This window comes from Haloplanus sp. GCM10025708, assembly GCF_042663985.1.
In the GTDB taxonomy this organism is placed as follows: domain Archaea; phylum Halobacteriota; class Halobacteria; order Halobacteriales; family Haloferacaceae; genus Salinirarus; species Salinirarus marinus.
The window spans coordinates 908,006-921,841 of the sequence record NZ_JBHSZA010000011.1 but is presented as its reverse complement, the minus strand read 5'-3'; the positions used below and the strand labels follow the sequence as shown (position 1 = coordinate 921,841).

Genomic DNA, 13,836 nt, shown 5'->3' with positions numbered 1-13,836 from the left:
TTACAGGACGTCGTCGTCGACGGTCTTCGGGACGATTTCGGCGTCGGCGAGCGGCGTGACGTTGATTTCGACGCCGTGCTTGTGGTTCGGCTGATAGCCTGCAGTCGTGATCTCCGAGAGCGCGCGGTCGGCCCAGTCGGAGGGGATGCGCTTGTCGACCGTCTGGCAGCGGTCGTCGATCTCCTCGGCCAGCGCCTTGAACTCAGCGAGCGGCGGAAGGTCGTCGACGCTCTCGACGTTCTCGTCGTCCGCGACTGCTTCGAGGTATTCTTCGTCGACGATCGAGGAATCATCGAGCCCCATCGCCAGTGAGGCGAGCAGGCGTTCGTCTTCAGTCAGATTGTCGTACGGCTGACCGTCCTCATCGACCAAGTCAGCACCCTCGCGCTCGAAGTAGTAGGTCATAAACAGGATACCCGTGCTGGAGTAGTGGTCAGAGCCCTTGAGCCGCCAATTGAAGTAGTCGAACAGGTCGGCTAAGTGTGCCTCGACAGGCTCATCGACGGGCCTGGCGTACTCCTCGCAGGCACGCTCGAGTTCTTCGAGGGCGTCGATCCACTCCTCGCGCCACTCGTCTACGGCGTTCCAGAAATTATCCGAGAACGTGTCCTGGAACCAGTCCTCGCTGTTGCGGTCGCGGAGTATCGCCAGCGTCTCGACGCGCTCCCGGGTCTCCTCGCGGAAGGCGGCGACCTTCGGGGCCAGTTCCTCGACGCGTCGGCGGTCCTCGTCGTCGAAGGCTCGTTCGTCAGTGCTGCCGAGGTCCTGAATCACGTCCTCGAAGACGGCAATTTGGTCGAGCCCGCTCGCACAGCGCTCGTACTGCTCGGCGGCCTCGGCCTGCTCACTCGCGGAAAGGGAGTCGTCGCTCCGGCGGCGGTTCGCGGCGCTACGAAGCTCGCGCAGTTCGGCCTTCCGCGATTCGAGATACTGGTTCGAGAGGCGGTCGAACAGCCCCGAGTCGAGGCTGTGGTAGTCGAGGAAGCACGCGAACCCCTCGCCGGTCGAGTCGGCGAGCAGGCGCTCGGTGGTGAGCTTCCAGACGATAGGCGTGTTCTCCATCGTGTTGACGTGGTAGTCGAACAGGTCGTCCTCTACGAACGCCCGGAGGTTGGGGTAGGCTTCTTCGGACGCGGACTCAGCGCCGAGGATGTCGTCGACTTCGACCAAGCGGTCCTCGGCGTGTTCTCCGTAGGCGTCCGCGAAGCGCTCGACGATGCGGTCCAGCATGTCGGCCTGGTCGTCGGTTCCGTGGAGCGGGACGATGCCGTCGGATTCCTCGCGAACGGCCTCCATCGCGAAGTGGTGGACGAGGTCTTTTACTTGGGTGTCGATGTTGTCGGGGATTTCGGGGACCGATTCCGGGTCGGGGACTTGGCGGTCTTCGGGGGATTCGGCGGTGCGGAGGAAGATTTCTTGGCGGATTTGTTCTTGGGTGGTTTTGGAAATATCGAGAAGGTGGTAGACAATCTCGTCAATCTGGTCGGAGAGATTTTCGATACGCTGTCTACGCCTTAGCTCCCGCTTGCGTGCCGAAACTGCTCCCTCAGTGATCGTGTCTTCTTTCTCGACTGTCGTTGCTTCTTCAACCAGATCAACTAACTCGGAATGTGGATGCTGATAGACTCCGTCGGGCCGTCCCATCGGCAGGAGTTCAGTCCCACCGTAGAACGGGCTTTTCGGGTCAGTAGAGCGCACCCGTGCGATCGTTTGATACAGTTCCCGGGAGAGCGCTGCCAACTGTTCCTCATCATCCAAGGAATTTTTCCATGGCAAACTGCCGACTTCTCCGGAATTCCAATGCCTCTCCGTTGTTAGCGACAGCATCAAGCAGTGGTATAGAGAGGAATTGAGTACCGCAAGCGTTTTCCATAAATTCCTATCGTCGCGGAGAATGAGCATATAGCCAGTATTACTGTACAATCCTCCTGACGGGAAGTAACCGAACCTCCGCCCCGTCCTTTTTATATACGTCCAAGTTAGCCCCTCTTTCGAATAGTGTTTCTCGTTTCTTGTCCGGAATTCGCTTGGCGATCGCTTTATCCTCTCTCCGGACTCTCCCCACTCTACAGTTTCATGTACCTGTGGGACCATCCATGCGACAGGACCGCCTTTTGATATGGGGCTGAACGTCCCGTAGTCCTCTATTTCCCAATGAAGCCGAATGAATCGATCATCGTCGCCAGTGGTGAGTCCCTGACGAGCGTAAGCGATTGAGTCACCGTCGATATCTGCTTGACCTGCATCAATTTTTAACTGCTCTCTGTGTAGTTCTCGAACTTCTTGCGGTATCGAATAGCAAATTGATGTTCCGGGGATGGAGGCAAACTCGCCTAGGTCCACCTCGAAGTGTCGCTTGACATCCTCCGTTTTACCGCCAAGGGTTTTGATGAATACTTCCTCTTTCTCTTTTGTATCAATATCGTGGAGGCGCAGGAACGTCCCCGTACTAGTTTCGTCCTCTACGTTCGTCCGTACCACGGTTCCAACTGTTCCAACAGTCGCATTGTCGAGGATTCCGTACCCAAATTCGGAAAGGAAATCAAATTGTCCTTGCTTTCCGACGAAGTCTTCTCGAAAATACTGATACTTATCCTTGAACATGAAACTCCAAGGGACAAGCATCCCGACCCGCCCAGACTTCTTCGTTATAGACTCACACACTTCGAAGAAGTTGATGTAGAACTCGGCAGCGTATTCGTAATTCTCCTCGACATATTCTTCTACCACATCCGGCATCCGATTCACGGACCCATACGGCGGATTCATCAGCGCCACGTCGTAGTCCTGCGCCAGAATATCCAACAGCCGAACGAAACTCCGCAGGTCCTGGGCCAAAAAGGAGTCCGACTCCCGATGCTCCTCGACGGCCTCGCGCAGACTGTGCAGGACTTGCCCGAGCGTGTGGCTCTCCCGTGGATCGTCGCCGAGCGTAATCTGCACGCCGCCGACGTCGCTGTCGTCCTCGAACAGGTCGCCGAGCGTCCCACGCACGTCGAGCAGGCTCCCGAGCCCATGGACTTCCTCGAAGGCGTCCAGAATACGCCGCAACGCGTTCTCGACTTCTTCGTCGTCGCCAGCGACCTCCTCGAACACCGTCTCGACGCCGTCGATCTCGGCAATCGTCGCGTCGGCGCAGACGATGCCGACCTCGGGCATCTCGAAGCCGTTCGCCCCCTCGGCTTCGGCGCGGCTCCGACCCTTCAGGTAGAGGTTGAACGCCGCGAGTTGGCAGGCGCGCATGTCCAGGTCGACGCCGTAGAGGTTGTGCTGGAGGATCTTCCGGGGATTTCCTCGTCAGGCAGGTCGGTTTCGGAACGCCAGATGCGCTCCAGCACGTCGAAGGCGTACAGCAGGAAGTGCCCGCTCCCACAGGCGGGGTCGATGACTCGAAGCTCTTCCGGGTGGTCGAAGTCGGTGGGCTCGCCCTCCTCTTCCGAAGGAACGAGGTAGGTACAGAAGTCGGCGATATCGGGGGACTCGTCGGGTGAAAGGGGTCGGTTCTTGCGTTCGTCGGGTGAGAGCCGCTCCTGGGTGTCGACGACGTCACCCAACTCGCCCGTGTGTTCGAGATAGAGCTTCCCGAGCGAGTTGTCAGTGAGCATCCGGACGACCCAGTGGGGCGTGTAGAACTGATTCGCCGGCGGGACGTCCTCGGGTTCGAGGCCCTCGCGGTCCCCTTGCGGCGCAGGTCGTCGAGCAGTTTGACGTTGTAATATTCGTAGACCCAGCCGAGCACGTCGTCGGCCCGCCAGACCTCGTCGGGGACCGAGTCGAGCATCCCGCAGAGGTCCGCGAACGTGTCGTCGTCGGGATCGATCAGGCTATAGGGAGACGAGCGGTCGAAGAGAATCTCGATTTCCTCGGCGAAGTCGTCGCAGGCGTCGTGATAGGCTTCGAGGATGGCTTCGTCCTCCAGCAAGAACTCATCGTGGACGAGCGTCTCGGCGGCGGGCGTCAGGCCGTTGTCCTTGAAGACGGTGACTTCCTCCTCGACGAAGCCCCGCACTTCCATGCAGCGCAGTGCAGCCAGGCGATTGACGATGGTGTAGCCCACGCCCGTGACGTACTGATCGAAGGCTTCAGACCAGGTTTCGTCGTCCGGCGCTTCGAGCTCGATCGCCTCTACGAGTTGCTGGGTGTCCTCGTCCAGCGAGTCGCCGTCCTCGGGCTCGTCGTCGAGCCCGTTCTGCGTGAGCTGGAACTCGACGTTGTCCTCGACGCGCTCGCGCATCTCGGTGACGACGGTTTCGAGATGTTCGCGCTCTGCCTTGTCCAGTTGGGCCTTTCGTTGGGAGAGAGAATCGCTTGCCATGGGCGATGAAAGGTATGCTATGCCCGAATCGGACGGGCATCTTTAAGTTGCCGATGGGGAGTCCCCGCCGCGAGACGATCATCCGGCGACCGGCGCGAGCGGCCAGGACTGCGTCCGACCGCTCGATCGTGATCCCCGCTCAGTCTTCGATCAACACGATACTGCCGTCCTCCAGCCCGTCGACCCGTTTCTTCACGTCCCGAATCCGCTCCAACACCGTCTTCGACTCCGAGAGAAGCTCGTCCACGCGTTCCTCACTCGGCCGCTCGTCGGCATCGACGACCGCCGTAACTTCATCCGTCACGTCGGCGTTCGGAAGCTCCTGACGCAGTTCCTCGGCGGCCGCCTGCAGTTCGGCCCAGACGCCGCCGTCCGGACCAGGCGGCTTCGGGTCCTCGGCACGCTCGACGAGCTGGCGCACACGTCGCTTCGTCGGTGGCCGCGAAGCGGCGAGCGCCGTCTCGACGGCCTCGGTCGTCGGTGAGTCCGGATGCTCCGCACGCAGTTCTCGCCCTGCCTCCTGTAGCTGCGACCAGAGGGTCGCACCACCAGCGTCGTCGAAGAGGTCGCGAATCTGCTCGTACGTCTCGGCCTGCTGCACGACGGAGGAGTCAACGAGGTCACGTTCCGACAGATCCCCACCGTCCCAGGCCGTCTCGAACACGGCTTCCAAATCGCCAAGCACGACGTCGTCGAACTCGTCGGTGGCTGCGTCGACGATTTCTCGAACGTCCTCCTCGTTCGACCGGAGCCACGTGCTCAGGTCGTCGCAGATTGCGCCAGGGTCAGATTCAGTGGTGGTGTCTCCCGTGATTCGCCGGTACTGCGCCGACGTTTCGTCGACGCGATGCCCTCAGCGTCCCGAAGCCGCGACTCGACCGTCGCAACACTGGGGACGGTTTTGCTCTCCGCCGTCGCCCGCATGCTGGTGGTGATCGACGCGTTCGGATAGAGCGACGCCATCGTGTCCAGCTCGTCGCTGAACCGTTCCCAGAGCGTCGTCCCGTCTTCCTCGACGCCGAAGAGCTCGCGGGCGTCCGCGAAGGTCTTCGCCTCCTCGAGCACCGCGTCGAGATCGTCGTCACTTCCCAGGTCGGACGTGGACAGTTCGTCACCACCGAGAGCGGGCTCGATCGTCGCCTCGAACGTACCGAGCGTTACGTCGAACTCTCTGTTCGCTCCCTTCAGCGTGCGTTTGACGGTCGCGCTGTTCTCGTCGACCCACCGGCCGAGTTCGCTCAGCCACTCGTCCGGCCCGTCCCCATCCGGCTCCTCCCCGAGTACAGCAGTGACGAGCTCTGTCACCGTCTTCGGGTCGATAATCTCGACGCCGAAGCGAACCTGGAGTGACGTCAGTCCGCCCTTGGTCCGGACCTGCCGACCGATGGCGGCAGGGTCGGTCACGTACTCGGTGTCCTGCTTGAGCGCGACGGACTCGTTGGAAGTCGCGAGCGTGATGAGGAGCGCCGCGATCGACTCCTGGGGAGTTCCGCGGTAGTCGCCGTTCGCCGTCCGGGTCTGCTGGAGGAGCGTCTCGACGTCGACTGACTTCTGTGATTCGTACGTGTCGGCGAATTCGCGACACCACCCGGTGTCTGCGATCTCGGCGCTGGCGGTGTCGACGCCGAGCATCGCGGCGTCCGCGTCCGAGAGCGGCCACTCACCGCTCCCGCGGAAGAACGTCGCCATCGACTTCGCGTCGTCGACCTCGACGAGCGGCCGCGAGAGCGTCTTCCGAGACGAGCCGAACACGGCGTCGACCTGGTCCTGGACGACGCCGCTCAACACGCTGGAGCGCGCGCCGCGGTGTTCGTGGACCGTGTACACCGATGCGTCCTCGAGAATCTCGGTCACCGAGGATTCGAGGCGGCGTTTGTCGGTGCGGTGTTCGCGCTCGAGTTCCGCGTGTGACTCGGTCTCTTCGTCCAGCACCTGTCCCATCCCGATGACGTTGCGAATCCGTTCGAGCATCGTCTCGGGCACGTCGATGGTGATCAGGACGTGCTCGCCACCATCGCGACCGTCATTTACGTCCTGCCACGTCTCGACCTGCTCGGAGACAGTGTCGGGATCGTCTGCCAGCACGCGAACCCGAAGCGCGTCGTACTCGGGCGACGGTGCCCGGTCGACCGGTTCGAGGATGGAGTAGTCGTAGCGAAGCGGAACGAGGCGCTCGTCGCCGACGTCGACCTCGTGGCGGCTCCCGTCGCTCCGGAAGAAGTCGTCGTTCTCGCGCAGCCGCGTCTCCAGCCACGCCGACAGCTGGTGCGGGGAAATCTTGGCGGCTTTGTCCTGCGCGCGACTGAGGATGCTCTCCTGTTCCTCGGAGACGAGTGTGTACACTTCGTCTCCCTCGTCGTTCGTCTCGGTGAGGACTTTCTGCTTGTCGACGAGCGTCTCCAGCCCCGACTCGGTTCGCTCGACGACGTCGTCGACGGACGCCGTGACGTCGTCGACCATCAGCCGACCGAGGTTTTCGGGCGTCGAGGGGACGGCGGGCGTCTGATTCAGGAGGTAGAGCCCCTTCGCGAGGCGCACCTCCCAGGCGTCCTCGTCGCCGTCGAACGTGGGCACGAGCGTGTTGTCGATTATCTCCTGGACCCACAGCGGGAGGTACGTCGTCTCCTCGACCAGCAGGTCGAACAGGACGTCCCACGTGACGAGCGAGCCCTCCTCTTTCGACGCCCACCCGAACTTGGTGAACAGCGATCTGACCAGGACGAGTAATGCTCGCCCTTGGATGTAGTCTCGGTCGGTCGAGCGGCCCTGCGTAATGAGTTCCTGCATCACCGCCCGCAGGAGCGACAGGTCGTACTCGCGGAACGGGTAGGATTCAATTGGGTCTGGGTCCGCGCTCGTCACCGACGAGTACGTCTGGAGTGTGAGATCGGGCATCGACGCCACTAGCGACTCGACACGCTCTCTGCCCTCGGGATCGGACTTCTGGAGCCACCGCTTCCGGACGATGATCTCCGTGTCTGCTCCTTCGAGCGGGACCTGTTGGTGTGTCCAGTGATCTTCAGGGGGCTCACCGACGAGACTCTCGCGCGTATCCGGGAGCGAATACTGCCCGGTGGTGACGACAACGGGGTTCGGGCCACGTTGGAGCGCTTCCATCGTCTCCTCGAACTCGCGGTAGCGATGGCGACTGTCGCCGACGAAAAGGGCAACCTCGTCCAGGCCCAGCAGCAACTCGGTCTGCTTGCTCCCGTCGTTCAGGGCGTCGATCGCCGTCTCGACGCGCGAAACGAGATCCTCGGGGTCGAACGCCTCGGGCTCGACGTCCTCTTCTGCAGTTTCGATCGAGGTCTTCACGCCCGAACGGGTGTTCAACTCCGTCCCGGACGTCTCTGGCATCGTCGGCAACGCCTCGTAGAACCAACTCCGGAGCGAGGCTCGTTCGTCGAGTACGTCGTCGAACGTCTTTCCGTCGTGCTCGAGATCCTGGAGCGCGTCCCAGACGCCGTCGTCCCCGCGAGAGTTCGAGGGGGGCTCGCGGAGGTCCGCTCCGCGGTGTACTCCATATCGAGCGTCCAGGCCCACTCGAGCAGCCAGTTCGGGTCGGTCGGATACCCGAGTTCGCGTCCGATCGCCTCGAAGACGAGGAACGGCAGCGGGGGCTCTTTCGACGCGTCGCGGTCGAGGAGATTGAGGAAGACCGGCTTGAGTCGGTCGACGTGCGAGTCAGTAATGGACCGCTGGAGTTCATCGAAACCTGGCCACTGTTCGGCCAGCCTGTCACCCAGGTAGGCGAACTCGGACTCGTCGTCGGCGAGGAGGCCGACCAGCTTCAGGAGGTGGGTCTTCCCCGAGCCGAACGTCGCGTGAATGTAGAGGAATCGTGCAGCCTCACCGGGATGTGTCTGAATAGTCTCGCCGAGTTCCCTGAGAACCCGCTCGGCGCTATCCGTTTCGTAGAACTCCCGGACGTCGGTCTCGGCCCGTTCGCGGGCGTTGACTTTCTGTACTTCTTCGAGTTGTCGAGTCGGATCGCTGTGGAAGAGCCCGTCGATAGTCATTGGAGATGCACCCCTGAATTGGGTTGTCAATCTGGTGGGCCGGGTAGTAGTGCCGCGATTCGCCGCCGAAGAAGCTCAGCTTCCCGCCGACGACGTCCCCGGGGAACGGGATACCGACCGTGGACTTGACGTTCCGTCGGTCGAGTTCGTCGAGCAGTTCTGACGCACGCGTGAACGGATACAGACTGCCGAGGTTGAGCAGGAGCACCACGTGGCTCTGGGTCTCCAGTTGTGCTTCACCGAGCTCGTGCTCGATCATCCCCTGAACGAGCTCTTCGGCGAGCTGGTCCTGCATCGTCTCCTCGGTACGTTCGCCTGACGACGTCTCGTCGTCGAGGGTGGCCAGGGGATCGCCCAGATCGACGAGGAGTTTGTACACGTCGGTCTGGGGGAGGAGTTCGTCGAGCCAGATTGGCTGAACAGTGACGTTGTCGGGGATCTCTGGTGGTTCCGTTCGACCGGCCGCCCAGGTCTCGAGGCGATCTGCTACCTGGTGCTCGACCGCCGGGTCGACGGCAGCGATAACGAACGGATTACGAATCCCGTGTTGCCCCTGCGCGAACGTCCGCAGTTTCTCCTTGAACTCGCGGTACGGTGACGAACTACCTTGGCTCATCGAATAATCACCCCTTCGTCCGTCTCCTCGATTGCAAGTTCTCGTTGTTCGACAAGACGCTCCAAGCGGCGATTCAGCTTCTGTCGGTCGTCCGGTACGATACCGATTTGATCGATGTCGTCGGGCGTTCGATTATCGACGATCGATGACAGTTCGTCGAGCCGGCCATCCAACTCAGCCGGACTGTGCTCGACCGCGTCGGCGAGGCGCTCTAACTGCGCTACGTCGTCCGTCACCTCGACGATCACGTCCGAATCCACATCACTCGACAACGCCGTGATGGCGTTCTCGATGGTTTCGTACCACTGCTGGAGGTGGCGCATCGGCGTGATGTATTCGCCTTCGAAGGCGATGTGGACGCCCGCGGGGAGCTCAGTCGCCGGCAGCACCCACGGATGCGCCTCGATACGATTGACCAGTTCACGCAGGCCGCGTTCGTCAACGAACGCGTTCCACGACCGGTCAAGCTCGGGAGCGAGATCGGGAACTAACTCCCCGGAGAGTGTACTCCACCCATCGGTCGTCCACCACCCGCCGTCGAACGACGAAACTGCAGACGAGCGAGACTCGAGAGCAGATCGAGCGTCCTCGTCAACCCAGTCGAACTGGCGGTTCCAAATCGTTAGTACCGCGTCAAGTTGTTGCAGCGTCGAAAGACGGCGGTTCCAGACGTCGGTTACCTCTTCGACCCACTCCCGTATCTCGTTCGTCTCGTCGATGACGCCCTCGATACCGTCGCCTTGTGATTTGACGGTCGAAATGCGGTCATCGGTAGCATCGATTCGCTCGGTCAACTCGTCGGTAAACGCATCGAGTAATCCAGCGACTTCGTCAGTTCGAACGTCCGTGTCGGCGACCAAGGTAACGTCTTCGCGAATCCCAGCGAGTTTCGATCGAATCCGCTGATTGGCCGCTTGGAGGTTGATGAGGCCATCTGCAACGGTTTCCGTCGTTTCTTTGAATCCGCCCTCTTCCAGAAGTTTCCCGAGCGGCTTTCGGGGGAGCAGTTTCAGACGTGTCGTCGAGAGACCGTCGAGGTCGAGTACGGCCTCGTCTGCTAGCGTGTTGCCGTCTTCGTCCATGGGAACGAGCCGCCCTTTTCGACAGAATCCCCAGACGATGGCACAGAGAGCGGGACGAGCTTCGTCGTAGAACGGCTTCTTATCGACGATGCCGTCGAGGACCGTATTCATGTTGAGCCCCTCGTCGCGATCTTTCAGCTGTCGACCGGTGAGGGACATGACGTTCCGCTGGATCGTCTGTTTCCCTTGCCCTCCGTTCTGGTTCGACGAAGGAACCTGGATCGTTCGCGCCCACGTGGGCAGTGGTGAATCGCTGTCGAGTTCGCGTAGCTCGCGCAGTCGACTCTCGTCGACCTGGAGCATCATCGGATGGAAGTCGTCGGGGAAGGCGACATCGACCGTGGCCTGAATTGCTTTCGAGAGGCCGCCGATGTCCGTCCGGTCTTTCACGGTGTACGAACCGCTCATCATCGCGCTGGTCAGCTTGCTGCGGACGGCGCTCGCACGCTTCTCGAGGTCTCGCTCGACCGCGGGTGGCGCGTCGCGCGTCGCAATCGCATCGCGAAGCGCCCACCACTCGACCAGTCGTTTGCGGAGATCTTGGAGACCATCGGTGTCGATCTCCCAGTACAGCGTGTCCTCATCAGTTTGTTCAGAAGTGGTGTCTGGCCGAACCCCGTGGATAGCGACGTCGATATCCAAGCCGCCCTCGGATTCGATACTGGTCTCGAAGGTCGTTCCGTCGAGTTCGAAGTGGTACGAAACGGGGTACTCGTCGCCGGACTCACCGTACGGAACTGACTCGGGGAGAGACAGGGCCTGTGTGATGCGACTCCAGAGATGGTCGTCTAGTGTTTCGACGACGTCGTCCCAGTCTGGGGTTGCTTCGTTCTCCTCGGTCTCGTCGTAGATGAGACGTTCTTCCTGCGTCGCGAACCGATAGCGAGGCCCGCTCTCGTCCTGCGTCGGCCGGATGAATTTCTGAAGTCGATCCAGTGACTCCTCGACTCGGTTGGTCGTACTGATCCAGGACTGACCGTTCAGGTCGTCCATAACGGCGACCGCGATGTTCCCCTCGGTCAGGGGAACGATTTCGTGAACGTGCTGGAGCAAGAGCACCGCCTTCGCGACGTCGAGGTCGAATCCCTGAATCTCACTCTCGTCGTCGTCTACCTCGTCTGCGATGCCGGTCGTCTCTTCTGCACCCTCGACGACCCGCATGTCTTGCGGGAGAATTTCGCGCAGTTCAGGCTCGATTAGCTCGAAGAAGTCGACCAGCGAGATGATCTGGTCCTCCTCGTCTTCGTCGACCCAGTCGTCGAGCAACCCGTGCATGAGCGCAAGAATGGCTCGTGCAGTCCCCGAGAAGATGGACTTCGCCGGATCGTTTGCCTCCCGACGGAGGTTGAACAGGATTTCCAGGAACAGTGGCGCGTGATACGGGAGAAACGGGTAGAACTCGACGAGTTCCTCGTCGTCGATCGCGTCAAGTGGCGGCTTCGTGTTCTGCTTGATATCGTTGTAAACGAGCGATTCGGGGGTTTCACGTCAGCATCATCGAGGATGCGCCGAACCGCGTCTTCGCCCGTTTCTGACTTCTGGAAGAGCCGTCGTTTGGCGATGTCACCGACGTGTTTGCTCGGGAGCTGATACCGGTGTGGGAACCGGTCTTTGACGATACTGAAGTCGGCCCCGTGAGCCGCGAATTTCGGTTGGACGTCTTCGATCTTCGCCTGCGCCGTTGCGACGAGCTGGATGTCCCCACCACCGATGTCGTCGACGTTCTCCGCGAGCGTCTGAAGCTCGGTGAGTCGCTCGAAGTCGGTGCCGATGAAGAGACTCACTTCGTCGAGTAGGAGGACGAGCTTGACCGGGTCCTCTCGCTTATCTTCACGGGCTTGTCGGAGTGACTCCAGTCGACTGACGACTTCTTCTGGGTCAATATCCGAGGGTTGGAGGTCGGTGTAGCCGTCGCGCGTTCCCGTTACCTCTTCGAAGAGCTCTGGAAGGACGACATCGGAGAGCGCGCTGTACTGCTGGACGTCGGTCCAAAGGTCATCCGTTTCCCACTCGTATCGCGGCGACCTCGGCGTCACCCCATCGACGACTGCTGCTGCTCTATCTTGTCGCTCCGGCCATGCGTCGGTCGTCCGGTACCAGTCCTCGAAGTACGCGACATCCAGTTGGGACGACAGCCCAGTAGAGACGTTGTCATCGACGCCCGTGAGGATGGGGTTCTGGTGGGCGTGTCGAAGGACGATCTCACTGAAGCTGCGTTGCTTCTGTCCCTGGTATTTCAGCAAGTTCACCGAAACCGGGATGACGTGGTACTCGGAATGAACACGCTCCCAGCCGTCGCGCAACTTATCGAGATCGGCTCCGGTCGACGTGTCCGGCACGAGATCGGTCCAGACGTCGTCGTAACGACTCTGGACCCACTGGGTATCCACCAGCCCATCCAGAACTGTTAGCAGGTGGCTCTTCCCGCTCCCGTAGTAGCCATAGAGCCAGTAATTCGATCCCGTTCGCATATCCTCGGCTTCGCCGAGCAGTCGGTTGACGAAGTCCTCGAGGAAGCGCTGGGAGTCGGCCGTCACGTGGTACGAGTCGATGGCTTGCTTTCGATGTCTGTGTCCGTCCTCGGACTGGTCCTCGCGATCGATGCGTACCGATTCCTCGAAATCCTCGGGTAAGTCTTCGAACCACGTTTCGTCGACCATTATTCAGCCTCCTCTCGAGAGATCCATGAGTACGGCCCGTCTGCCGGCCGCAGTTGAAGACTTCCATGCAATTCGACGAATTCCCACGCGCCGGTCTCAGCCGCTCGGTTGTAGAGTTCCCCCACCGATCGCTCGGCTGGAACAGGTATCGGAGACCAATTGGTGACTCGAACCAGTCGTCTTCTCCTTCCTCGTACGAGTAGCCCATAGCGACGAGGAGTGGAACGTCTCCCAGCGATGGAGGGGCCCCGACGACAGTTTGTTGGCCCTCCAACACGCCGATCTCGCGCATAACCGATCGGAATCCCTCGCACCACCGCTCCGTGGTCGAGTCAGCGTAATCGTACGATGATCCGTCCGTGTATTCGAACTGATTCAGGAGAGTTGTGAGTGTCTCGTTCGAGAAATCGAGTGCGTCGGGATAGTCCGCCGAAAGTCGCTGGACGTATTCGTGGACCACATAGCGAACGAGCACGTCGTCAGCGACGAGATATGGGTAGAACACTTGGGATTTGTCTCGCGACGTCGCACAGGAATCCAATACGGCGGGGAGATCACGCGGGTTCGGAAGGCAGCGGGTGCGTTCTTGAACCGCGATGTGAGGACGCGGTATATCTTCTGTGAGCTACCCCTGGTGCTGCGGTTCGCGCGCCGCTCCTCGAACCAGACTTCCTCGACCTGGTTCCAGGTCCCGTATGCTCGGTATAGCTGGGCAAGTTCCTCTGCCCGCTCGGGTAAGAGGCCACACATGGTCAGGTCCATGTTGACCTCCTCAGGAGAGAATTCGCGGGTGAGAGATGGTGGTCCCTCCCCGCCGTCCGGGAGAGTGTTCATACGATGGATGAGTCAACCGACCTACTTTACTATTTGTCATTGCCCAGGCGAGGACGTGATGGGAAGGCACCAGTGGTAGTCCGAACACGGACACACCGTATTCGAAATGGGCTCCGATTGAAAGCTCAGAGTAACGATGACATCCGAAACGGACGGCTTCTGATCGGCCGTTATCGGGTAATCTCTTGGTCAGTGGTGGCTCTGTTGAAATCCTATTGATCCGATACCTTTCCCGCTGAAACAGCCGTTAGTTAGAACTGCATTCGGATTTATATTCTCGAATATTGTAGGAGACAAACATCGACGACAT

At 60.7% G+C, this 13,836-nt stretch carries 5 pseudogenes; all 5 read right to left on the bottom strand.

Features of this window, described 5'->3' with window-relative positions:
- The 5 pseudogenes from pglX to ACFQJD_RS08150 all read right to left on the bottom strand — a co-directional run bounded on the left by pglX (position 1) and on the right by ACFQJD_RS08150 (position 13,454).
- Positions 1-4,315: pseudogene (gene pglX / locus ACFQJD_RS08170) on the bottom strand (BREX-5 system adenine-specific DNA-methyltransferase PglX).
- A 139-nt stretch (positions 4,316-4,454) separates the two neighbouring features.
- Positions 4,455-8,334: pseudogene (locus ACFQJD_RS08165) on the bottom strand (hypothetical protein).
- 10 nt (positions 8,335-8,344) lie between these two features.
- Positions 8,345-8,950: pseudogene (locus ACFQJD_RS08160) on the bottom strand (BREX protein BrxB domain-containing protein); the annotation flags it as partial.
- A pseudogene (locus tag ACFQJD_RS08155) lies at positions 8,947-12,692 on the bottom strand (hypothetical protein). The pseudogenes ACFQJD_RS08155 and ACFQJD_RS08160, both read right to left, overlap by 4 nt.
- Positions 12,692-13,454, bottom strand: a pseudogene (locus ACFQJD_RS08150) (hypothetical protein). Before ACFQJD_RS08150 ends, ACFQJD_RS08155 begins: the two co-directional pseudogenes overlap by 1 nt.
- Between the last annotated feature and the right edge of the window lie 382 nt (positions 13,455-13,836).